The following is a 23438-nucleotide window of genomic DNA, read 5'->3' as shown; positions in this document are numbered from 1 at the left end:
GCCGCCCCGCAGGGCGCGGCCCTCGGTACAGGCAGGGCGTCAGGCCAGGGGTGGGCGCAGGGGCGGCGCGAAACCGGTGAGCGGCGCCTCGATGGGGCGGGGCGGTGCATAGCGGTTCGCCATCATCGGCGTGGCAGCAAGGCCGGCTTGTGCAGAAGGCAGCACACCCGCACACAACAGCGCGCAGTGACAGGAGTGCGTGGTATTCGAGTGGGGCTGCCCTGGCTGGTCATCGCAACAACCGGACGCGCCCATGTGCATCGATGCGTCCGCTGCGTGGCCTGCCATTGAGGCCGGTGCCGTCGAAGCCGCGTGCGCCCACGCGCCGAACGGCGCCACCGCCAGCATCAGCCAGGCGAGCAGCGCGATCGCCAGCAGGCAACGCAGACGGCCACGGGAGCGCAGGAAAACGACCATGCGCGCAGCGTAGCCAGCATGGTGCAGGGCCTCAACCGTGAAGTGGGCTCCATGCGACATGCGAGCCGCGGACGATGCCTCAGGCGGCCATCTTCCGGCAGCTTTCCGCGCAGGTCCGGCAGGCCTGCACGCACTCGTCCATGTCGCCGACACGGGCGCAACTGTCCGCGCATGCGGTGCAGAACTCCGCACAGGCGCGGCACACGGCCGGGTGCTGCGGCGACTGGTTCAGCATCACCGCGGCGGCCGTGCGGCAGACCTCCGCACAGCTCAGCATCAGGCGCATGTGCTCCGGCGCCACGTGCGCGCCGCCCCGTTCCAGGCACATGCCCGCCGCGTTCGATTGGCACGTCTGGTAGCAGTGCAGGCAATCCTGGATACAGCTCTGGACGGAAGCGGACAGCGTCATGGGGCGGCTCCTCGAAGGCGGGAAGGGCACCGATGTTCGCGCGACCGCCGTCCCCGTCCCGTGACCACGCGGGAGGACGGGCCTGCATGCCTGCTTTAAGCTGCCGGGCGGATGCATCGACGAAGGCGGGCAGGCAGATGATCGACGCGACGCGAGCCCTCCACACCCTGCTGCTGGTGCTCGACCTGTTCGGCACCTTCGTGTTCGCGCTCAGCGGTGCGCTGGTGGCCGTGCGACGGGGGCTGGATCTGTTCGGCGTGCTGGTGCTGTCGTTTGCGGCGAGCAGTGCCGGCGGCATCACGCGCGACCTGCTGATCGGCGCCACGCCGCCGGCCGCGTTGCAGGACTGGCGTTATCTGGGCGTGTCCCTGCTGGCCGGCCTGCTGACCTTCTTCCGGCATGCCGACATCGAGCGGATGCGCAATCCGATGCAGTTGTCCGACGCCGCCGGCCTGGCGCTGTTCGCCGTGGCGGGCGCGCAGAAGGCGCTTGCCTACGACCTGCCGCCCGGCATGGCCGCGCTATTGGGCATGCTCACCGGGATCGGCGGCGGCATGCTGCGCGACGTGCTGGTCTCGGACATCCCGACGGTGCTGCGCGCCGAACTCTACGCGGTGGCCGCACTGGCCGGCGCCGCCGTGGTCGTGCTGGGCGACCTGCTGCACATGCCGCCCACGGCCACCACGCTGGTCGGGGCAGGGCTCTGCTTCGGGCTGCGCTTCATGGCCATCCGCTATGGCTGGCGCCTGCCGGTCGCCAAGCCGCCGGAAGCGGACAAGCGCGACTAGGCGCAACGGCTGGTGTGGCAGGCTGACGCAGCAGCCGCTTTCCTGTGGCGGGCATGACGCAGGTCAAGCGCGGGAGGAAGCCGAAACCTACGCTGGCCTCGGGAACCACAGGAGACACCCCATGTCACGAATGCTGTCCACCGTGCTTGCGGCCGCCAGCATGCTGGCCCTGGCCGCCTGCTCCGGAAAGCAGGCGGCCGACGCCGCCTTGTCCGCCAGCCCCAGCGCCTACGCCGCCCCCGCGCCGCTGGCCGCGCCGACCGACCTCGGCCCGCCGCAGGGCGAGCCGATCCACGCCGTGCTCACCAGCCCGCCGAACGTGCCGCCGCCGATCCATCGCAACTATCCGGCGAAGGTGATCGTGGAACTGGAGGTGATCGAGAAGGAGATGCAGATCTCCGAGGGCGTCACCTACACCTACTGGACCTTCGGCGGCACCGTGCCGGGCAGCTTCATCCGCGTGCGCCAGGGCGACACGGTGGAGTTCCACCTGAAGAACGCACCCAACAGCAAGATGCCGCACAACATCGACCTGCACGGCGTGACCGGTCCGGGCGGCGGTGCGGCCTCGAGCTTCACCGCGCCGGGGCACGAGTCGCAGTTCACCTTCAAGGCGCTCAACGCCGGCATCTACGTCTACCACTGCGCCACCGCGCCGGTCGGCATGCACATCGCCAACGGCATGTACGGCCTGATCCTGGTCGAGCCGCCGCAGGGCCTGCCCAAGGTCGACCACGAGTACTACGTGATGCAGGGCGACTTCTACACCACCGGCAAGTACCGCGAGAAAGGCCACCAGCCGTTCGACATGGACAAGGCCATCGACGAGCGACCGACCTACGTGCTGTTCAACGGCCACGAAGGTTCGCTCACCGGCGACAAGGCGCTGACCGCCAAGGTCGGCGAATCGGTGCGCCTGTTCGTCGGCAACGGCGGCCCGAACCTGGTCTCCAGCTTCCATGTGATCGGCGAGATCTTCGACCGCGTGCAGCAGGAGGGCGGCCTGCATCCGCAGGAGAACGTGCAGACCACGCTGATCCCCGCCGGCGGCGCCGCGATCGTCGAGTTCCACACCGACGTGCCGGGCAGTTACGTGCTGGTCGACCACTCGATCTTCCGCGCCTTCAACAAGGGTGCGATGGGCATCCTCAAGGTCGACGGGCCGGAGAACAAGGCGATCTATTCGGGCAAGGAGGTCGATTCGGTCTACCTGGGTGATCGCGCCGAGCCGAACCTGCACGCCGTGAGCACCGCGGCCAAGGCCAACGCCGCCGGCACGCTCAGCAAGGAAGACCAGGTCGCGGCGGGCAAGCAGTTGTTCACCGGCACCTGCTCGGTCTGCCACCAGGCCAATGGCGAAGGCTTGCCGGGCGTGTTCCCGCCGCTGGCCAAGTCCGATTATCTCGCCAAGCAGGACAGGAACCACCTGATCTCGATCCCGCTGCACGGCCTGACCGGCAAGGTCACGGTCAACGGCAAGGAATACGATTCGGTGATGCCGCCGATGTCGCAGCTCACCGACGACGAGGTCGCCAACCTGCTCACCTACGTGCTCAACAGCTGGGGCAACCCGGGCGGGCAGGTGACCAAGGAGGAGGTGGCCAAGGTACGTGCTCAGCCGGCCGCGGCACCGGCCGCGGAGCATTGAGCGGCACGCACGTCGCCTGATCCGGCCGGCGGCAGGCGAACCTGCCGCCGGTCCGTTTGGAGGTGGGCCAGTGGCCCGCCTCTTTTTTTGCCGCGCGCATGCGGGGCAGCCTCGGATCAAATGGACGCCCAGACGTCCGCGGCGGGTTGCCGCACCGCCCCGTCCGCTTGACGCCCGTCAACCCGTCGCGCCAGCGCGCTGCCGACACTGCGCGCATTCCCCAAGGAGCGACACCCATGTACACGCGCCTCGCCACCGCCTGCCTGCTGGCCCTCGCCAGCGCCCCGGCCTGGCCCGCCGACACGCCCGCCCCGCTGCAACTGGAATGGGATGCCCGCGTCCGCCACGAGCAGGTCGACAACGACGCCTTCGCGCGCGACGCCCGCGCGGACACCCTGCGCCTGCGGCTGGGTGTCCGCGCCCAGTTCGGCGCCGGTTTCAGCGGCTACCTCGAAGGCGCCGGCGTGGTCGCTTCCGGCGGGCACTACAACAGTGGCGCCAACGGCCACACGCAATATCCGGCCATCACCGATCCGAAGGGCAGCGAACTCAACCAGGCCTACCTCGCCGGGCAGGGCAGCACGTTCGGCGTCATCGCCGGACGCCAACGCCTGCTGTTCGACAACCAGCGCTGGGTCGGCAACGTCGGCTGGCGCCAGCACGAGCAGACCTTCGACGCCGTGGCGCTGCAGTGGCAGCCTGCGGCCGACTGGACCGTGCGCTACGCCTGGCTCGACCGCGTGCATCGCGTGGCCGGCCGCGATGCGCTGGTGCCCGCGGCGCGCGAGCGCAAGCTCGACACGCATCTGTTCAACGCCGGGTTCAAGCACGGCATGCAGCAGTGGAGCGGCTACGCCTACCTGCACGAGGACCGCGACGTCGCCTCCGCCTCCAGCGCCACCTACGGGTTGCGCTGGAGCGGCAAGCCCGCGGCCGACGGTTTCGGCTGGACGCTGGAAGCGGCGCACCAGGCCGACTACGCCAACAATCCCGACCGCTTCTCGCACGCCTACTGGCTGATCGAACCCGCGTGGACGCTGCACGGCATCACCGGCAGGCTCGGCTGGGAACACCTCGGCGGCAACGGCCGCCACGCGCTGCAGACGCCGCTCGCCACGCTGCACGCCTTCAACGGCTGGGACGATGCGTTCACGGTTACGCCCGCCGGCGGCCTGGACGACCGCTATGCCGCGCTCAACGGCACGTTCGGTCCGCAGGCACGCCTCGGCTGGACGCTTGCCTGGCACGACTTCCACGCCGACCGCGGCGGCCGCTACGGCAGCGAGTGGGACGGCTCGCTGGGCTATGCCTTCAGCCCGGCGTTGAACGGCCTGCTCAAGCTCGCCAACTACCATGCCGAAGGCTTCGGCCGCGACGACACCAAGCTGTGGCTGCAGGTCGAATGGAAGGGCGTGCAGGCCCTGCGCTGAAGCCCGCCACGGCTTGAAGCCCTCTCCCCTCCGGGGAGAGGGTTTGGGTGAGGGGCCGGGGCTCGCGGGGAGGGCAAGTAGTGCGTCGGCCAACGGACAGATGGCCGCAAGGGCGCCCCCTCACCCCAGCCCTCTCCCCTCCGGGGAGAGGGAGCAGGAGCGCGCCCGGTTGACCTGCATCAGCGCACGTCCTGATCCGCACGCGTCCAATCACGGCATGACCCCACCCATCGAACTCGACCTGCGCTACCTCCCGCCGCCGCAGCCCATGCTGCGCGCGCTCGATGCCGCCGACACCCTGGCGCCCGGCGAGCTGCTCACCGTCATCGCCCCGATGCTCCCGCGCCCGCTGCTGATGGAACTTGCCCAACGCGGCTTCGAGGCCGACCCCGGCGAGCCGCAGCCCGACGGCAGCGTGCGCGTGCAGATCCGCCGCCCGGACGATGCCGAAACTGCGTCTTGACCAGGCGCCGCCGGCGACGTTGCCGCTGCGTTTCCTGTTCGCCACGCCATGTTGGGGCGTGGCGGGCGCCGTGCTGTTGCTGGTCGACGGCGACGCTGCGTGGCTGACACGCTGGCATCCGGCCACGCTGGCGCTGGTGCACGTGTGGACGCTGGGCGTGCTCGGCAACGCGATGTTCGGCAGCCTGCTGCAGTTCCTGCCGGCCGCCGTCGGCGCGCCGTTGCATGGTGGGCGCGGCGCCCCCTGGCTGCATGTCGTGTTCAATCTCGGCGTGTTGCTGCTGGTGATCGGCCTGCACGCGCAGGCGCGCGGCCCGTCGCTGGCGGCGGGCATCCTGCTGCCGACGAGCTTCGCGTGGCTGGCGGCGATGACGCTGCCGGGCCTGCTGGCAACCGCTGGCGAACGACTGCTGCGCGCGGGCATCGGCACATCGCTCGGCTTCGGCCTGCTGGCCGCGCTGGCCGGCGGCGCGCTGGCGCTGCTGCTCGGCCTGCGCATCCCTTGGCCGCTGGCAGCCGTGGACGTGCACGCGGCCTTCGGCGTGCTCGGCTGGATGGTGGTGCTGCTGGCGGCCGTGGCGCGCGTGACCATGCCGATGTTCCAGGGCACGGGGCGCGTCCCGACGTTTGCGCAGGGTTCCTGGCTCGTCGTGCTGGCGCTCGCCTTGCCGGCCGCCTCGGCGTGGCACTTGGCGCACGAGGGCGACCGTGTGCTGCCGGCCACCGTTGCCGCGGGCGGTGCCAGCTTCGCCATCGCCGCGCTATGGCTGCAGTGGCGGGTGCCACGCAGCCGGCAGAACGCGCTCTACCTGCATTGGCGCGCGGGCCTGCTGGCGCTGGTACTGGCCGCCATGGCACTCGTTGCCGGGCGGGGCCTGCTTGCCGGTGCACTCGCACTGGGCATCGGCCTGCCGTTGCTGGTCGGTGGCATGGCGCTGGAGATCGTGCCGTTCATCGGATGGATCGCGCTGCGCCGGCGCGTGCCGCGCGGCGTGCAGTTGCCCGGCGTGCAACGCCTGCTGGCCGATGCGAGCAAGCGCCGCGCGCTGCTCGCGCAGGGTGCCGCCGCGCCGTTGCTGGTCGCCGCCGTGCTGTGGCCGCAGCCGTGGCTGGCGCGGCTTGCGGCGCTGGCACAACTCGTTGCCTGGGTCGTCCACGGCTCCGCGCTGGCGAGTGCGCTGCACACCGCTCGTACTTTCCTTCACCGCGTCGAGGAGCACGCCGCATGCCCGTGACTCGCGACCTATCCCTGGGACCTCCGCGTGTGGAAGGTGGGCTGAAGCCCGCCCTACGGGGGGCTCTGAAGCCGTTCGTCCTGGCACGCGTCCGAGGCGCCATCGATGCGGTGGACGACGGCTTGCTCGTGCTGCTTGCGGCGCGCCGGCGGCTGGTGGCTGTGGTGGCAGGGCTCAAGCGGAGCACCGGCCTTCCGTCGCGCGATCCGCAGCGCGAGCGGGACGTCCACCGCCGTGCCGAAGCCATGGCGCGCCGGTTGGGCGTGCCTCCGTCCACCGCCGCGCGTCTGCTCGACCTGGCCATTGCCGATGCCTGCGCGCAGCAGGGCGTCACGATTGACCTGCGTCAGGGCGGGCGCGGCGATGCCGCCGCCATGCTCGTGGACATGAGCCCACCGCCTGATCTTTCCCGCGCCACGCCGATGCTGCGCCTGCTGCCGCCGCCGCGGCGCCTCGCCCCCTTGCTGCGCGTGGTGCCGGCGCGCTGGCAGCACACACTGCTGGAACGCGCCATGGCGCGCGTACTGGCCGCGCCGCTGGACGAGCACGCGCTCGACTTCATGGCCGGCCGCCGGCTCGCCATCGAGGTGACCGACCTGGGACTGCGCTGGGTGCTGACCCTGCACGAAGGACGCTTGGCGGTCGTCGACGACGCCCCCGAGGCCAGCGTGCGGGGCAGCGCCACCGACCTGCTGCTGCTCGCCAGCCGCCTGGAGGACGCCGACACGCTGTTCTTCCAGCGCACGCTGGTGCTCACCGGCGACACCGAGCTCGGCCTCACCGCGCGCAACCTGCTCGATCGCCTGCAGTGGGAATCCGTGCCGCTGGGCCTGCGCATCGCGCTCAACCGCGGCGCGCGGCTGGCCCGCGCCGCGCGTGACGCGCACCGACACCAGGCCTGAGCACGGCCCGATACATGCGAGCCGCATGCGCAGGCACGAAGTCGCGCGGGTGCGACGCATCCGCACACCCCATGCGCGCTTGACCCGCATCAAGGCTGCCGTCCGGACGGCTATCCAGACTCGCCGCACCTCCACTGACGAACTCCCCATGACACGTCCTTCCTCGTTCGACCGCGAACAGCTCCTGGCCTGCGCCCGCGGCGAATTGTTCGGGCCCGGCAACGCCCGCCTGCCGTCGCCGCCGATGCTCATGTTCGACCGCATCACGCACGTCGATGACCACGGCGGGGCGCACGGCAAGGGCGTGCTGCGCGCCGAGCTCGACATCCATCCCGACCTGTGGTTCTTCGGCTGCCACTTTGCCGGCGACCCGGTGATGCCCGGCTGCCTGGGACTGGATGCGATGTGGCAGCTCTCCGGCTTCTTCCTGCCGTGGCTGGGCGAGCCTGGCCGTGGCCGTGCACTGGGCGTGGGCCAGGTCAAGTTCACCGGCCAGGTGCTGCCGAGCGCGAAGTTGGTGCGCTACGAGATCGACGTCCGCCGCGTGATGCGCGGCAAGCTCAACCTGGTGGTCAGCGACGGCAAGACCTTCGTCGACGACCGCCTGATCTACGTGGCCACCGACATGCGCGTGGGCCTGTTCCAGTCGACGGAGAGCTTCTGATGCGCCGCGTGGTCGTCACCGGTTTCGGGATCGTCTCCTGCCTGGGCAACGTCGCCGATACCGTCGCGCGCGCCTTGCGGGACATGAAGAGCGGCATCCGCGCGATGCCCGAGTATGCCGAGCGCGGCCTGCGCAGCCAGGTCGCCGGCGTGCCGCACATCGACCTGGAGGCGGCGATCGACCGCAAACTGCGCCGCTTCATGGGCGATGCCGCGGCCTACGCCTACGTGGCGATGCGCGCGGCCATCGCCGACGCCGGCCTGTCGCACGAGCACGTCAGCCACCCGCGCACCGGCGTGGTCGCCGGCTCCGGCGGCGGCTCGGCGCAGTGGCAGATCGGGACCGCCGACCTGCTGCGCGAGAAAGGCGTGCGCCGCGTCGGCCCGTACATGGTGCCGCGCACGATGTGCTCCACCGTGTCGGCCACGCTGGCCACGGCGTTCGGCATCCTGGGTCTGAGCTACTCGATCGCCGCCGCCTGCGCGACCTCCGCACATTGCATCGGCGCGGCGGCCGACCTGATCCGCCACGGCGCGCAGGACATCGTGTTCGCCGGCGGTGGCGAGGAGGAACACTGGGGCATGACCACGCAGTTCGACGCGATGGGTGCGCTCGCCAGCGGTCGCAACGACGCGCCCGCGACCGCCTCACGTCCGTACGACGCGGGCCGCGACGGCTTCGTCATCGCCGGTGGTGGCGGCATGCTGGTACTGGAGGACTTCGACCACGCCCGCGCACGCGGCGCGCACATCCATGCGGAGCTGGTGGGCTACGGTGTCACCTCCGACGGCGCCGACATGGTGGCGCCGAGCGGGGAGGGCGCGGTGCGCTGCATGCGCATGGCGCTGGCTGGCGTCGAGCGCCCGGTCGACTACCTCAACACCCACGGCACCGCCACGCCGCTGGGCGACATCGTCGAGCTCGAGGCGGTGCGCGAGGTGTTCGGCGAGGCGATGCCGCCGCTGTCTTCGACCAAGGCGCTGACCGGCCACTCGCTCGGCGCCGCCAGCGTGCACGAGGCGATCTACAGCCTGCTGATGATGCGCGGCGGCTTCGTCGCCGGCTCGGCCAACATCGATGCGCTCGACCCGCGGGCCGAGGGCTTTCCCATCCTGCGCGACAGCCGGCCGGCGCGGCTGTCCATGGTGATGTCCAACAGCTTCGGCTTCGGCGGCACCAACGCGAGCCTGGTGTTTGCAAGAGTGTAGTTTCCGGCAAGGCCGCCCCCATCCGCCCTTCGGGCACCTTCCCCCGCAAGCGGGGGAAGGAACAGCGCACGCGATACAGCTACCGAGCCTTCCCCCCGCTCGGCGGGGGAAGGTGCCGACAGTCGGATGGGGGCGACCGGAGCGCGTGCTATCCCGCCGCCCGCATCCCCGGCTCACCAAACCAGTACCCATTGCGCGCGCCGATCCGCGGCGGCGGTTGCGGCGAACGGCGGGCGAGATGGAAGTGCGCTACCACCTCGGCCATCCCTTCGGCCTGCGGATAGAGCCTGAGCACGTCCACGCCCAGCTCGCGCAGCATCGGCAGTTCCGGGCCGAGGTCGGTGATCTCCTCGCCCTGGATCTGGATGCCGTTGATGCGCAGGAAGGGCTTGCCCTCGCGCGTGGCGAGCGGCAGGCCGTCCGGGTAGTCGATGCAGCGGAAGCCGCACTGGTCCTTGGGCACGTCCAGCGCCCGCGCGGTGAAGCAGCGCGCCGAGAACGACAGCGGCAGGCGGCCGAAGGCGATCACTTCCAGTTCCGGCAGGGTGCCGCCGTCGGCCAGCATCGCCTCGCGCAGTTCCCTGATGAGCACATGGCCCTGTTCGACGCCGGGCACCCAGCGGCGCAGGCCGTCGTCCATCAGCAGCCTGAGCGCCTGGTGGTTGTATACGTTGAGCGTGGGGCCGGCGACGAAAGGCACGCCACGCTCGCGGCAGAGTTGCACGGCGGAGAGGTCGTTCGCCTCGATCCAGCCGCCACCTTCGGCGACCAGGCGCTTGAGCACGCCCAGTTCCGATTCGGCCTCGATCAGCGCCAGCGAGGAGAGCACCACCTGCTTGCCGCCTTGCGCCAGTTCCGCGGCCAGTTCGATCCAGTCGCGGGTGGACAGCTCGCGGCGCTTGCTGCACACCGTCTCGCCCAGGTAGATCACGTCGACCGGCCAGCGCGCCGCCTCGCGGTAGAAGGCGAGGGTGCGCTCGCGCGGCCAGAAGTACTGCAGCGGTCCGAGGCTGAGTTTCATGCCGTGCTCCGGTGTCAGTGCCAGCGGCGGTGGTAGGGGCCGAGGGTGGTCTGGTGGCCTTCGGCGTGTTTCGTCAGGCTCGATTGCCAGGCCGGACGAACCGTCCAGTCCGCGGGCGAGGCGCGGTAGCGATCCAGCGCGTCGCGCCAGGTGCGGGTGACGGAGGCGACGTAGGCCACGCCGCGCTGGCGGCCCTCGATCTTCAGCGCCGCCACGCCGGACTGGGCGAGGCGCGGCAGCAGTTCGAGCGTGTTGAGGCTGGTCGGTTCCTCCAACGCGTGGAAGGTCTCGCCGCGCACGTCGAAGCGGCCCTTGCACACGGTCGGGTAGCCGGCCGGTTCGGCCGGCTCGAAGCGGTCGATCAGCACGTCGTTCAGGCGCACGCTGCGGCGGCCGTCGTCGTGTTCGCCCCAGCGCACGAACTTCGCCGGCGAGCACACGCCGTGGCGGTTGGGCGAGGCGCCGGTGACGTAGCTGGAAAGCTGGCAGCGCCCTTCGACCATGATGCACAGGCTGCCGAAGGCGAACACTTCCAGCGGCACCGGGCTGGTTTCGCACAGCCGCTCGACCTGCTGGATCGAGAGCACCCGCGGCAACACCGCCCGGCTGATGCCGAAACGCTCGTGCATGTAGCGCAGCGCCGGCGCGGTGGTGGCCGAGCCCTGCACGGACAGGTGCCGCGCCATCGCCGGGTACGTGCGCGTGGCGTAGTCCAGCACCGAGAGTTCCGCCGCGATGATCGCGTCGCAGCCCAGCGCGGCCGCCTTGTCGACCGCCGCGTGCCACTGCTTCAGGCGTGCGCTGTCCGGATAGGTGTTGAGCGCCAGGTAGACCTTGCGTCCGCGTGCGTGCGCATGGTCGATGCCCTGGTGCAGCTCCGCGTCGGAGAAATTGAGGCCGGGGAAGGCGCGCGCGTTGGTTTCGTCGCGCAGGCCGGCGTAGACGGCATCGGCTCCTGCATCGATCGCCGCCTGCAGGGCCGGCAGGTTGCCGGCGGGACAGACCAGTTGCATGCGCTCACCTCTCGAAGGCCTTGGAAGTGGCGCATCGTGGGCGCTGCCTGCGCCGCCGGCGTTGACGTGGATCAGTTGTCGTGGATCAAGTCGGCCGTTGGAGGCGGCACTACCATCGATGGCAGGCGCGGCATCCGCCGCAAGCAGGAACCATCCGCATGTCCTCAATCAAGATCGCCGCGGCGTTGTTCGCCACGCTCGCCGCCGCGCTGGCGCCGGGCGCAGTCCGCGCGCAGCACGACCACGCCGCGCACGCGCACGTCGCGCAGCCGGTGCCGCCTCCCTCGGAACGCTGGGCCGCCGACGCCGTGCTGCGCGACGGCATGGGCCGCATCCACACCGCGCTGGAGGAACTGCGCCACTACGAGATGGGCCACATGGACGCGACCATGGCGCTCGACCGGGTCGGCCTGATCGAACAGGCGGCCACCGACATCTTCGCCAGGTGCAAGCTCGCGCCGGAACAGGACGCCGTGCTGCACGGCATGCTGGTGCCGCTGCTCGGCGCCGCGCAGAAGCTCAAGGCCGATCCGCAGGACATGGCGCAGGTGCAGGCCATGCGCAAGACGGTCGCCGACTACCCGCGCTACTTCGGCGATCCCGGCTGGGCCGCACCGGCGGCCCACGCCCACTGACGCACATTGTTCATCGCGCAACGCTCGCGTCTGAGCCTTCCCCCGCGTGCGGGGGAAGGTGCCCGCAGGGCGGATGGGGGAAGCCTTGCGGGAAACTTCCGTTCCTGAAAGCGGGTTGCGCAAACCGCTGCCACGCGCTCCGGTCACCCCCCATCCGCCTGTCGGCACCTTCCCCCGTGAACGGGGGAAGGCTCACTCGGGAGGGATCGCTGCGACATCGCGTCGCGCGCGCAGCCTCGTTCGCCTGATGCGGATCAAGTGCGGGCGCCGCGCCGCGCTCCACGATGGCCGCAGCGAAGCAGGAGACTGATGTGCAATGACCGATTACACCCAGGTCTGGCAATGCATCGGCTGCGGCAGGATCGAAGCGCCGCAGCCGTGCATCGGCGTGTGCAAGGACAAGAAGGTCTTCATGGTCGGCAAGGACGAGCACGAGCGTGTGCTTGCCGAGAACCAGGCGTTGCGTGCCCAACTGGAGCGCGCTCACGCCATGCTGCTGCGGTTCGGACAGGCCCGGCCGCGCGAGGGCCAGTGGGAAAGCTCGTGGAACGCGCTGCAGGCGCAACTGCGCGAAGCGCTCGCGCTGCTGGCTGCCGCGCCGGAGCCGGCGGCGCACAGCACGGCCGGCGAACCGGTCGCGATTCCTCGCGCGGTGCGCCTGGCCGGCTGATCGCGGGGGCGGACCGGGTGAGGGGCGTCAGCGTTCCGCGCTGCCGGCCTTCAACTCCCGCCACAACCGGTCTACGCGTTCCTCCACCACCGCATCGGGCGCGATCGGCACACCCCAGGCGCGGCTGGTCTCGTCCGGCCATTTGTTGGTCGCATCGATGCCGAGCTTGGAACCCAGCCCCGCCGCCGGGCTGGCGAAGTCGAGGTAGTCGATCGGGGTGTTCTCCACCAGCATCGTGTCGCGCGCGGGATCCACGCGCGTGGCGATCGCCCAGACCACGGATGACCAGTCGCGCACGTCGATGTCGGCGTCGGTGACGATCACGAACTTGGTGTAGGTGAACTGGCGCAGGTAGGACCACACGCCCATCATCACGCGCCGCGCGTGGCCGGCGTACTGCTTGCGGATGGCGACCACGGCGATGCGGTAGGAGCACGCCTCCGGCGGCAGGTGGAAGTCCACGATCTCGGGAAACACCTTCTGCAGGATCGGCACGAACACTTCGTTCAACGCCATCGCCAGCACCGAAGGCTCGTCGAATGGCGCGCGGCCCATGTAGCTGCCGTGGTAGATCGCGCCCTGGCGCAGGTGCATGCGCTCGATGGTGAGCACGGGGAAGTGCTGCTGCGCGTTGTAGTAGCCGGTGTGGTCGCCGAACGGGCCTTCCAGCGCGGTGTCGTCGGGGTGGATGAAGCCTTCCAGCAGGATCTCCGCGCCTGCCGGAGCGTCCAGTCCGGTCAGGGCGCTGCGCCACAGGCGCGTGCGTTCGGCGCGCAGCAGGCCGGCGAATTCGTATTCGGAGAGCGTGTCCGGCACCGGCGCCACCGCGGCGAGCAGCGTGGCCGGATCGGCGCCGATCGCCACCAGCACGGGGAATGGATCGCGCGGGCGGTCGAGGCGCCAGTCCGCGTAGTCCAGCGCACCGCCGCGGTGCGGCAGCCAGCGCATGATCACGCGGTTGCGGCCGATCACCTGCTGGCGGTAGATCGCCACGTTCTGGCGGCGCTTGGCGGTGCCGCGCGTGATCACCAGGCCGAGCGTGACCAGTCGTCCGGCGTCGCCCGGCCAGCAGTGCTGGATCGGCAGGCGGGCGAGGTCGATGTCGCCGCCTTCGACTGTCTCGTGGAGGAACGCCGCCTCGTCCACGTGCCGCGGCGCGACGTGCGCCAGTTGCGCCAGCTCCGGCCAGATGGCGAGCGCCTGGCGCAGGCTGGCCGGCCAGCGCGGCTCCTTGATCGAGGCGAGCAACTGGCCCAGTTCGCGCAAGCTGGCGATCGGTCGCCCGGCGAGGGCCAGCTCGATCCGTCGGCGGTGGCCGAACAGGTTGCCGAGGAAGGCGTGGTGCGAACCCACCGGGCGCTCCATCAGCAACGCCGGCCCGCCCTCGCGCAGCGCGCGGTGGCACAGCGCGGTGGTCTCCAGGTGCGGATCGACCGGCGCCTGCACGCGGGCGAGCTGCTGCTGGCGTTCGAGCTGGGCGAGGAAGGAGCGCAGGTCGTGGTGGCTCATGGGGGACCGTGGGCGTGGAGGTCGGGCTAGGCTCGCCGGCCGTCGAGCGGGTTGCCTTGATGCGGGTCAGGTGGGCGTGCGGCATGGACGCCCCCATCCGCCTGTCGGCACCTTCCCCCGTGAACGGGGGAAAGCTCGCTCAGGAGAGAACACACACACACACGATCCTTCCCCCGCTTGCGGGGGAAGGTGCCCGCAGGGCGGATGGGGGAAGCCTTGCCTCAGCCCGCCAGGGGCGAAACGGGCAGGGACACCCATGCGCCCGTCGCCACGCAGCGTTCCAGCACGGCGCGCGCCGGTGCGATATCCACGCCGCGCGCGGCCAGCCACGCCGGGTCGAACAGCGTCTCCGCGTACCGCTCGCCGTGGTCGCACAGCAGGCTCACGATGCTGCCGCGCTCGCCACGCGCGCGCATGCCCGCGGCCAGTTGCAGGCAGGCGACCAGGTTGGTGCCGGAGGAGCCGCCGTAGCGGCGGCCGAGCAGTTCCTCCAGCAGCCACGCCGCGGCGATCGAAGCGGCGTCGGGCACTTCGACCACGTGGTCGACCACCTCGAACAGAAAGCCCGGTTCCACCCGCGGCCGGCCGATGCCTTCGATCAGCGTGGGGCGCCGGGCCACCGCGTTGCGGTCGCGCGTGCGCCAGCCCTGCACGAAGCCGCTGCCGGTGGGCTCGGCCACGCACAGGCGGGTGTCCAGGCGGCGGTAGCGCAGGTAGCGGCCGATGGTGGCGGAGGTGCCGCCGGTGCCGGCGCCGCAGACGATCCACGCAGGCACCGGATAACCCTCGCGCGCCATCTGCTGGATGATCGACTCGGCGATGTTGTTGTTGCCGCGCCAGTCGGTGGCGCGCTCGGCCAGGCCGAACTGGTCCAGGTGGCAGGCGCCGCGCGCGGCGTGTTCGGCGGCGCGCGCATGCACCTGCGCGGGGTCCTCGACCAGGTCGCAACTGCCGCCGAGCGCCTGCACGTCGCGGATCTTGCGCGGTGCGGTACAGGCGGGCATCACCGCGGTGAAGGGCAGGCCGAGCAGGCGCGCGAACCAGGCCTCGGCGATCGCGGTGCTGCCGGAAGAGGCATCGACCACGCGCTGGCCCTCGTGCAGCCGCCCGTTGCACAGCGCGTAGAGGTAGAGCGAGCGGGCCAGGCGGTGCTTGAGGCTGCCGCTGGGATGGGCCGCCTCGTCCTTGAAGTAGAAGTCGATGCCACGGAAACCGGGCATGGCGAGCTTGAGCAGGTGCGTGTCGGCCGAACGCGCCGCCTCCTGCGCCAGCGCGGCGAGGGCGTCGTGCACCCACGCGCGATCCTGGCTGGTGCGGTGCGGCTGCAGAGGGATTGGATGATCCATGGCGGATGTCGGCATGGGATCGCGCGAGGCGTCCGGCGGCAGGTCGAAGGCGGCGCTCATGCCAGCCATCCGTGCAGCCAGCCCAGCGGATGGTGCATGCGCGCGATCCCCAGGATGAACACGTAGACCGCCAGCGCGGCGGCCAGGAAGATCCGTCGCGCCCCGGGCGTGCGCGCACGCTTGAGCGCGAGGCTGCCGAGGACGACGTAGCCCACCACCAGCACCAGCTTCACCGTCAGCCAGCCGTTTGCGAAGTAGGCGCCGGGTAGGAGGGTGAGCAGCATCAGCGCCGCGGTGAGCAGCGTGGTGTCGATCGTGTAGCTGAGATAGCGCAGCGGCGCCCAGTGCGCCGCGCCGGCACGGCCGACCTGCACCAGCAGCCCGCGCAGCGCGAACAGCGCACCGCTGAGCAGGACGCAGGCGATGTGCACGGCCTTGATCTGGGGGTAGAACTCGAACATGGCTTGGGCGATGTCCCGTGAAAAAGGTCGGGGCGCGCCGGCTGGCGCGCCCCGTGGACGATCAGGCGTTCTCGCGCGCCGCCTGCGGCAGCGGCACCGCCTTTGGCTGGCGCTTGCCGCCGAGCCACAGCGAGGCCACGAACACCGAAGTCAGCAGCGCTCCCACTGCGAACAGCGTGTCGCCCGGCACGCGCATCCACACCAGCAGGTGGATCAGCGGACGGTCCATGAAGTGCTCCGAGCGGGCGAACCAGTAGCCGTGGTCGAGCACGGCGTCCAGTTGCAGGATGCCCAGCGGCAGCAGGGTCAGCGCGGCCATCATCGACAGGCCGATGTTGAGCGACCAGAACGCGCCCTTCAGCCAGCCTTCGCGCCACTGCGCCTCCGGCTTGATGCCGCGCAGGCAGAACAGCATCAGCCCCAGGCCGAGCATGCCGTACACGCCCATCAGCGCGGTGTGGCCATGCGTGGCGGTGAGGTTCAGGCCCTGCATGTAGTACAGCGCGATCGGCGTGTTGACGAGGAAGCCGAACAGGCCCGCGCCGATCAGGTTCCAGAAGCTCACCGCCACGAAGAAGATGATCGGCCAGCGGTAGCGGGCCATCCACGGCGCGGCGTGCTGCTTCTTCCAGTTGTCGTAGGCCTCCAGGCCAATGAGCGCCAGCGGCACCACTTCCAGCGCCGAGAAGCTCGCGCCCAGCGCGATCACCGCGGTCGTCGTACCGGTGAAGTACAGGTGGTGCAGGGTGCCGAGCACGCCGCCGGCCATGAACACGATGGTGGCGAAGAGCACGTTCACGGTTGCGCTGTGCACGCGCAGCAGGCCAAGGCGCACGAACAGGTAGCTGATCACCGCGGTGGCGAACACCTCGAAGAAGCCTTCCACCCACAGGTGCACCACCCACCAGCGCCAGTATTCGACCATCGCGATGTGCGTGTGCTCACCCCACATCAGGCCGGCGCCGTAGAGTAGGCCGATCGCGATGGTGGAGAGGAACAAAAGGCCCACGATGTTGGAGGTTTCGTCGCGTCGCCTGATCGCCGGCCACAACGCGCGGCCGACCAGGAACAGCCACAGCATCAGCCCGACGAACAGGAAGATCTGCCAGAAGCGCCCGAGGTCGGTGTACTCCCAGCCCTGGTGGCCGAACCAGAAGTTGTACTTCAGGCCCATCTTGTCCATCACCGCGAACCACTGGCCGGCGAAGGAGCCGACCACGATCAGGATCAGGCAGACCCACAGGAAGTTGACGCCCAGGCGCTGGAACTTCGGCTCGTGCCCGCCGATCACCGGCGCGATGTACAGGCCCGTGGCGAGCCACGCGGTGGCGATCCACAGCACGGCGAGTTCCGTGTGCCAGGTGCGCGTCAGCGCATAGGGCAGGATATTGGCCAGCGCGAAGCCGTAGGCCTGCTGGCCCTCCACCTGGTAATGCGCGGTGGTGGCACCGAGCAGGATCTGGGTGAGGAACAGGCCCATCACCGTCCAGAAATACTTGGCCGTCGCCTTCATCGAGGGCGTGGGCTTGAAGTCGGCCAGCGGGTCGCGCGCCGGCGGCACGGCCGGACTTTCCTTGTGGCTCTGCACCGCGTGGTGCCAGCCGAGTAGGCCTATCCCCAGGATCAGGAACAGGATACTGAAGATCGACCAGATGAAGGTGGTGCCGCTGGGCTGGTTGCCGACCAGCGGATCGAACGGCCAGTTCTGCGTGTAGCTCACGCTGTGCCCGGGACGCTCGGCCGCGGCGGCCCAACTGGTCCAGAAGAAGAAGGCTGTGACGACGCGGCGATGCTCCATCTCGGCGATGGTGTTCTCGCGCATCGCATAACCCTCGCGCAGCTTGTGCGTGGCCGGGTCGTTGCTGAACAGGCTGTCGTAGTGCAGCGCGACCACCTCCATCGCCTGCGCGCGCAGCGGCGACACGGCGATCGTGCCGGTGGCCGCGTCGTAGGTGTTGGTGCGCTCCTCGGACTGCACGCGCGCCTTCAGCGCGGCCTGGCGGCCGGCATCGAGCGAGGCGAACGAGGCGGCGCCTTCGTCGCGGGCGAGCAGTTCCAGCATGGTGGTCGCTTCGCGGTGCAGCCAGTCGGCGCTCCAGTCCGGCGCGACCAGCGCGCCGTGGCCCCAGATGGAACCGAGCTGCTGGCCGCCGATGCTCTGCCATACCTGCCGGCCCTGTTCGATGTCGGCGCGGGTGTAGAGCGTGTGGCCGTCCGTGGTGACCACGGCCGTGGGCAGCGGCGGCGCCTGCTGATGGACTTCCTTGCCGACCCACAGCAGGACGGCGAACGAGGCCAGCAGCAAGGCCGCCAGCCCCAGCCAGAGTTTTCGGGTGGTACTCATTGCGCGTCTCCCTTGAGGACGCGCGCATCTTTGGCGTTGGGCAGGGCAGCGGTCTTGATGCAGATCAGGCCGCAGCGACGCCGCCGTGCGGACAATTTGTCGCAAGGCATGAACCCGGCTCCTGGCGTCGACGCGGACGGAGTGCGTCGAGTGCTTCCTTGCGGGGATACGGTCCGTCCTGTCGCCGGCCGCTCGCCGGAAGCGCGCCTGCTAGCCAGCCCCGGACCCGCCGATGTCGCCCGTGCCGACGAGCAGCGCGTGCACGTCGCGACAGATCTGCCGCTCTTCCTCCGTGGGCATGACACGAACCTCGCAAGCGGCATCGCCGTCGTCGATCCGCTGCGCACCGCTGCGGTTGCGTGCCGGGTCCAGGCGGATGCCGGCCCACGCCAGTCCCTCGCAGATGTCGGCGCGCGCCTGCGCGTCGTGCTCGCCGATGCCGCCGGTGAACACCAATGCATCGATACCGTGGAGCACCGCCGCCATGGCGGCGATCTGCTTGCGCACCGACAGCACGAACATGCCGATCGCCAGCTTCGCGGCCGGCTCCTTGCGTTCCAGCTGGCGCAGCCGGCGCAGGTCGCCGCTGATGCCCGAGACGCCGAGCAGGCCGGAGCGGTGGTCGACCAGGCGCTCGAGCGTGCGTGCATCCATGCCCCTCTCGCGCGACAGCCAGGCGAGCACGCCCGGGTCCAGGTCGCCGCAGCGCGTGGCCATCATCACGCCGCCGCTGGGCGTCATGCCCATGCTGGTGTCGACCGAGCGCCCGGCGCGCACCGCGGTGATGCTGGCGCCGCTGCCCAGATGGGCGATCACCAGCCGCGGCGGGGCCTGCGGCCATTGCGCCAGGATCGAGGCGCAGGAGAGCCCGTGGAAGCCGTAGCGCCGCACGCCGTCGACGAGCAGCGCGCGGTCCACCGGCAACGTGCGCGTTTCCTCCGGCAGGCCGGCGTGGAATGCGGTGTCCAGGCAGGCCACCTGCGGGACGTCGGGAAAGCGGGCCTGGGCGGCGCGGACCACCGCCAGCGCCGCCGGCACGTGCAATGGCGCGAAGGCGCTGGCCGTTTCCAGTCGCGCCATCACGGCCGCGTCGATGCGCGCATGCGCCAGCAGGTGCGGTCCGCCATGGACGATGCGGTGCCCGATGGCATCGGGCCGCGGTACGTCCATGCCCGCCAGCAAACGCGCGATGCGCGCGAAGGCCTGCACGTTGTCGGCGACGGCGACGGTCTCCTCGTGCAGTGTGCTGCCGTCGTGTCCCGCGCGCACGCGCAGCAGGCCGGCGGAACTGCCGATCGCCTGTGCCTCGCCGGTGACGTGCGGGCTCGCTTCGCGCCCGTGCACCTGGAACAGGCCGAACTTCAGCGAGGACGAGCCGCCGTTGATCGCCAGCACGTGCAAGCGACGTGGTGTCATGTCCCCGCCGTGGGTGGCGTCCAGCGCCACTGCGCCACCTCCGGCAGGTCCTCGCCGTGCTCGCTGATGTAGAGGCGGTGGCGTTCCATCGTGGCCCAGTAGCGGTCCGTCGCGTCCGAGGCGAGCGCCGCCAGCCGCTTCACGCGCAGGATCGCGTCCAGCGCGAGCTGGTAGCGATCCAGGTTGTTCATCACCGTCATGTCGAACGGCGTGGTGGTGGTGCCTTCCTCCTTGTAGCCGCGCACGTGGAAGTTGTCGTGGTTGTGGCGGCGGTAGGCCAGGCGGTGGATCAGCCCGGGGTAGCCGTGGAAGGCGAAGATCACCGGCCTGTCGCGGGTGAACAGTTCGTCGAAGTCGTGGTCGCTCAGCGCGTGCGGGTGCTCGCCGGGCGGCTGCAGCACCATCAGGTCGACCACGTTGACCACGCGCACGCGCAGGTCCGGCGCGTACTCGCGCAACAGGGTCACCGCGGCGAGGGTTTCCAGCGTCGGCACGTCGCCGGCGCAGGCCATCACCACGTCGGGGTCGCGGCCCTGGTCGGTGCTGGCCCACTCCCAGATGCCGGCACCCACGCTGCAGTGGCGCGCGGCCGCGTCGATGTCCAGCCATTGCCAGGCCGGCTGCTTGCCGGCCACGATCACGTTGACGTAGTTGCGGCTGCGCAGGCAGTGGTCGGCGACCGACAGCAGGCAGTTGGCGTCCGGCGGCAGGTAGATGCGCACCACGTCGGCCTTCTTGTTGGCGACGTGATCGAGGAAACCAGGATCCTGGTGCGAGAAGCCGTTGTGGTCCTGCCGCCACACATGCGAGCTGAGCAGGTAGTTGAGCGAGGCGATCGGCGCGCGCCAGGGAATGTGCCGGGTGGTCTTGAGCCACTTGGCGTGCTGGTTGAACATCGAATCGACGATGTGGATGAAGGCCTCGTAGCAGGAGAACAGGCCGTGGCGGCCGGTCAGCAGGTAGCCCTCCAGCCAGCCCTGGCAGAGGTGCTCGCTCAGCACCTCCATCACGCGGCCGTCCGCGGCGAGGTCCACGTCCACGGGCTCGATCTTCGCCATCCATGCCTTGGCGGTGACGTCGAACACGTCCTGCAGGCGGTTCGAGGCCGTCTCGTCCGGGCCGAACAGGCGGAAATTGCGCGAGTCGAGATTGAGCCGCATGACCTCGCGCAGGTAGCCGCCGAGCACGCGCGTGGACTCGGCCTCCACCGCGCCCGGCGACGGCACATCGAGCGCGTGGTCGCGGAAGTGGGGCAGGGTGAGCGGCTGCAGCAGGGTGCCGCCGTTGGCGTGCGGGTTGCTGCCCATGCGGCGGCGCCCGGTCGGCGCGAGTTCGGCCAGCTCGGCACGGAAGCGGCCTTCCTCGTCGAACAGCTCGCGCGGCCGGTAGCTCAGCAGCCAGTCTTCCAGCAGCTTCACGTGCGCAGGATCGTCGAAATCCTTCAGCGGCACCTGGTGCGCGCGCCAGGTGCCTTCCACCGGCAGGCCGTCGACGGCCTTGGGGCCGGTCCAGCCCTTGGGCGTGCGCAGCACGATCATCGGCCAGCGCGGGCGCGTGGGCGGGCGGTCCGACCCGCGGGCGTCCTGCTGGATCGCGCGGATCTGCGCGAGCGCAGTGTCCAGCGCGCCGGCGAGTTGCTGGTGGACCTGGGCAGGATCGTCGCCGGCGACCACCAGCGGGTCGTAGCCGTAGCCACGCATCAGTTCGCGCAGTTCCTGATCGCTGATGCGCGCGAGCACGGTCGGGTTGGCGATCTTGTAGCCATTGAGGTGCAGGATCGGCAGCACCGCGCCGTCGCGGGCCGGGTCGAGGAACTTGTTCGAATGCCAACTCGTGGCCAGCGCTCCGGTTTCCGCCTCGCCGTCGCCGACCACGCAGGCGACGATCAGGTCCGGGTTGTCGAACGCCGCGCCGTAGGCGTGCGCGAGCGAGTAGCCGAGTTCGCCGCCCTCGTGGATCGAGCCCGGCGTTTCCGGCGCCACGTGGCTGGGGATGCCGTAGGGCCACGAGAACTGGCGGAACAGCCGGCGCATGCCGGCGCGGTCGCGCTCGATGTCGGGATAGGTCTCGGTGTACGAGCCCTCCAGGTAAGCGTGCGCGACCAGCCCGGGACCGCCGTGGCCCGGGCCGATCACGTAGATCATGTCCAGGTCGTGCTGCGTGATCAGCCGGTTCAGGTGCACGTAGATCAGGTTCAGCCCGGTGGTCGTGCCCCAGTGGCCCAGCAGGCGCGGCTTGATGTGCCGGCGCTCCAGCGGAACGTCCAGCAGCGGGTTGTCCTGCAGGTAGATCTGGCCCACCGTCAGGTAGTTGGCGGCACGCCAGTAGGCATGCATGCGATCGAGCAATTCCGCGGACAGCGGTGGCATGTCGGGCTCCGTGTCGTTGGCGGGCAATGAGGCGCGTTCGAACATAAGAACCTCCGGGCGTGGAGGCGGCGTATTCCGTGCCGCGGTGGTCCCGGCAATGCTCCGGCCACGGCCGCCGGTGCGTGTTGACCATGGTCAAGCGCGACGCGGGCCGCGCGGAGCTCAGCCCAGGAACATCGCGACCACCACGACGGCCATCGCGGCGGTGGCCAGCCAGCCGGCCGCGCGCAGCCAGCCCTTGACCACCAGCGTGCCCATCACCCGGGTGCGCGTGGCCAGAACCATGGTCGCCGCCATCAGCGGCACCGACACCACGCCGTTGAGCACCGCCGCCCAGAACAGCATGCGCATCGGTTCGACGGGCGAGAGGCTCAGCAGCGTCCCGGCCGCGGTCGCCAGCGCGATGATCAGGTAGAACAGCTTCGCCTCGCCGAAGCGGTGGTCCAGGCCGTAGCTCCAGCGGCCGACTTCCGCCAGCGCATAGGCGCCTGATCCGGCAAGCACGGGTATGGCGAGCAGGCCGGTGCCGACGATGCCCGTGGCGAACACGGCGCCGGCGAGCGGCCCGGCCAGCGGACGCAGCGCTTGGGCCGCGTCGGCGGCGCTGCGGACACTATCGACCCCGTGCCCGTGCAGCACCACCGCCGCCACCAGCACGACGAAGAAGCCGACCAGGTTGGAGAAGGCCATGCCGATCGCCGTGTCCAGGTCAATGCGGTGGAAGCTGCGCGGCGCCTCGCCCGGCTGCAGAAGCAGGGGCTCCTCCTGCGCCTGCTCTTCCTCCTCCACTTCCTGCGCCGCCTGCCAGAAGAACATGTAGGGGCTGATCGTGGTGCCGAACATCGCCACGACGGTGACCAGGTAGGCGCGGTCCAGCCGCAGCGTCGGCAGCGCCAGGTGGCGCAGCGCGGACGCCCAAGGCACGCGGACCACGGCGGCGGTCAGCACGTAGGCGAACAGGCTGATGGTCATCAGCTTGAGCACGCGTGCATAGCGGGCGAACGGCACCGCCACCTCCAGCGCCACCGACAGCCCGGCCAGGGCCAGCGCGTATGAGGCCCCGTTGCCGCCCAGCAGCATGCCGGCGGCTTTGCCCATCGCGCCGATGTCGGCGGCCAGGTTGAACACGTTGGCCACCAGCAGCAGGACCACCACGGCCGCCGTCAGCGGACGCGGGAACACCCGGCCCATGTTGGCGGCCAGGCCGCGGCCGGTCACCCGTCCGACGTGCGCGCACACCGCCTGGATGCCGACCATCAACGGCAAGGTGAACCACACCGTCCACAGCGTGGCCAGCCCGAACTGCGCACCCGCCTGCGAGTAGGTGGCGATGCCGCTCGGGTCGTCGTCGGCCGCGCCCGTGACCAGGCCGGCGCCGAGCGTTGCGCGCAGCGGCGTGCGATCGGACGCGGGCTGCGTGCCGCGGCGCCGTCGGATGTTCATGGAACAGGCCTGCAAGGTTGTCACGGCGCAGCGTGGCCGTGTCCGCAA

Annotated in this window: 21 protein-coding genes; 10 read left to right on the top strand and 11 right to left on the bottom strand. The window is 70.5% G+C overall.

Going from position 1 to position 23438, the window contains the following annotated elements; translation table 11 throughout:
* Positions 1-39: 39 nt before the first annotated feature.
* A complete protein-coding gene (locus AAIL17_RS00975; protein WP_424680926.1) occupies positions 40-417 on the bottom strand; it encodes a hypothetical protein in 378 nt (125 codons plus the stop codon).
* A 79-nt stretch (positions 418-496) separates the two neighbouring features.
* Entirely contained in the window at positions 497-826 is a 330-nt protein-coding gene (locus tag AAIL17_RS00970; protein ID WP_424680925.1) for a four-helix bundle copper-binding protein, read from the bottom strand.
* Positions 827-963: 137 nt separating this feature from the next.
* Between AAIL17_RS00970 and AAIL17_RS00965 the strand changes: the two genes are divergently transcribed.
* From AAIL17_RS00965 to fabB, 8 genes are all read left to right on the top strand, one after another.
* Positions 964-1614 (top strand): trimeric intracellular cation channel family protein, encoded by a 651-nt coding sequence (locus AAIL17_RS00965; protein WP_424680924.1) that lies wholly within the window; start codon positions 964-966, stop codon positions 1612-1614.
* Between the two features lie 121 nt (positions 1615-1735).
* Complete coding sequence (nirK, locus tag AAIL17_RS00960) at positions 1736-3262, top strand: copper-containing nitrite reductase (RefSeq protein WP_424680923.1); 1527 nt, start codon at positions 1736-1738, stop codon at positions 3260-3262.
* A gap of 236 nt (positions 3263-3498) precedes the next feature.
* The gene (locus tag AAIL17_RS00955) at positions 3499-4692 is read left to right on the top strand and encodes an alginate export family protein (protein WP_424680922.1); all 1194 of its coding nucleotides are present in this window, start codon (positions 3499-3501) and stop codon (positions 4690-4692) included.
* Positions 4693-4909: 217 nt separating this feature from the next.
* The gene (locus AAIL17_RS00950) at positions 4910-5155 is read left to right on the top strand and encodes a DUF2249 domain-containing protein (protein ID WP_424680921.1); all 246 of its coding nucleotides are present in this window, start codon (positions 4910-4912) and stop codon (positions 5153-5155) included.
* Complete coding sequence (locus AAIL17_RS00945; RefSeq protein WP_424680920.1) at positions 5136-6389, top strand: hypothetical protein; 1254 nt, start codon at positions 5136-5138, stop codon at positions 6387-6389. The genes AAIL17_RS00950 and AAIL17_RS00945 overlap by 20 nt, the downstream gene beginning before the upstream one ends.
* Positions 6390-6517: 128 nt before the next feature.
* Positions 6518-7291 (top strand): ubiquinone anaerobic biosynthesis accessory factor UbiT, encoded by a 774-nt coding sequence (gene ubiT, locus AAIL17_RS00940; protein ID WP_424680941.1) that lies wholly within the window; start codon positions 6518-6520, stop codon positions 7289-7291.
* Between the two features lie 148 nt (positions 7292-7439).
* Complete coding sequence (fabA, locus tag AAIL17_RS00935; protein WP_424680919.1) at positions 7440-7955, top strand: 3-hydroxyacyl-[acyl-carrier-protein] dehydratase FabA; 516 nt, start codon at positions 7440-7442, stop codon at positions 7953-7955.
* Positions 7955-9163 (top strand): beta-ketoacyl-ACP synthase I, encoded by a 1209-nt coding sequence (gene fabB, locus AAIL17_RS00930; protein WP_424680918.1) that lies wholly within the window; start codon positions 7955-7957, stop codon positions 9161-9163. The genes fabA and fabB overlap by 1 nt, the downstream gene beginning before the upstream one ends.
* A gap of 148 nt (positions 9164-9311) precedes the next feature.
* Here fabB and AAIL17_RS00925 read toward each other — a convergent pair whose 3' ends face one another.
* Both AAIL17_RS00925 and ubiU read right to left on the bottom strand, forming a co-directional pair.
* The gene (locus AAIL17_RS00925) at positions 9312-10184 is read right to left on the bottom strand and encodes a U32 family peptidase (RefSeq protein ID WP_424680917.1); all 873 of its coding nucleotides are present in this window, start codon (positions 10182-10184) and stop codon (positions 9312-9314) included.
* A 14-nt stretch (positions 10185-10198) separates the two neighbouring features.
* Entirely contained in the window at positions 10199-11197 is a 999-nt protein-coding gene (gene ubiU / locus AAIL17_RS00920; protein ID WP_424680916.1) for a ubiquinone anaerobic biosynthesis protein UbiU, read from the bottom strand.
* Positions 11198-11355: 158 nt separating this feature from the next.
* On the opposite strand from ubiU, the gene AAIL17_RS00915 reads away from it, so the two are divergent.
* The gene (locus AAIL17_RS00915; protein ID WP_424680915.1) at positions 11356-11832 is read left to right on the top strand and encodes a DnrO protein; all 477 of its coding nucleotides are present in this window, start codon (positions 11356-11358) and stop codon (positions 11830-11832) included.
* A 316-nt stretch (positions 11833-12148) separates the two neighbouring features.
* On the top strand, positions 12149-12502 hold the full coding sequence (locus AAIL17_RS00910; RefSeq protein WP_424680914.1) for a hypothetical protein: 354 nt from the start codon (positions 12149-12151) through the stop codon (positions 12500-12502).
* Positions 12503-12529: 27 nt separating this feature from the next.
* On the opposite strand, the gene AAIL17_RS00905 is transcribed toward AAIL17_RS00910, so the two are convergent.
* The 7 genes from AAIL17_RS00905 to AAIL17_RS00875 form a co-directional block, all read right to left on the bottom strand.
* Entirely contained in the window at positions 12530-14011 is a 1482-nt protein-coding gene (locus AAIL17_RS00905; RefSeq protein WP_424680913.1) for a UbiD family decarboxylase, read from the bottom strand.
* A 221-nt stretch (positions 14012-14232) separates the two neighbouring features.
* Positions 14233-15357, bottom strand: coding sequence for a PLP-dependent cysteine synthase family protein (locus AAIL17_RS00900; RefSeq protein WP_424680940.1), 1125 nt, complete (start codon positions 15355-15357; stop codon positions 14233-14235).
* A gap of 56 nt (positions 15358-15413) precedes the next feature.
* Positions 15414-15818: a SirB2 family protein gene (locus AAIL17_RS00895; protein WP_424680912.1), complete on the bottom strand. Its 405-nt coding sequence runs from the start codon at positions 15816-15818 to the stop codon at positions 15414-15416.
* A gap of 61 nt (positions 15819-15879) precedes the next feature.
* On the bottom strand, positions 15880-18162 hold the full coding sequence (locus AAIL17_RS00890) for a nitric-oxide reductase large subunit (RefSeq protein ID WP_424680911.1): 2283 nt from the start codon (positions 18160-18162) through the stop codon (positions 15880-15882).
* 210 nt (positions 18163-18372) lie between these two features.
* Complete coding sequence (locus AAIL17_RS00885) at positions 18373-19578, bottom strand: acetate/propionate family kinase (protein WP_424680910.1); 1206 nt, start codon at positions 19576-19578, stop codon at positions 18373-18375.
* Positions 19575-21947, bottom strand: coding sequence for a phosphoketolase family protein (locus AAIL17_RS00880; RefSeq protein ID WP_424680909.1), 2373 nt, complete (start codon positions 21945-21947; stop codon positions 19575-19577). The genes AAIL17_RS00885 and AAIL17_RS00880 overlap by 4 nt, the downstream gene beginning before the upstream one ends.
* A 162-nt stretch (positions 21948-22109) precedes the next feature.
* On the bottom strand, positions 22110-23390 hold the full coding sequence (locus AAIL17_RS00875) for an NRAMP family divalent metal transporter (protein ID WP_424680908.1): 1281 nt from the start codon (positions 23388-23390) through the stop codon (positions 22110-22112).
* Positions 23391-23438: the final 48 nt, after the last annotated feature.

Origin of the sequence: Frateuria sp. YIM B11624 (genome assembly GCF_049727805.1) — a bacterium.
GTDB lineage: Bacteria > Pseudomonadota > Gammaproteobacteria > Xanthomonadales > Rhodanobacteraceae > Frateuria_A.
This window is presented reverse-complemented; position numbering and strand designations above follow the sequence as displayed.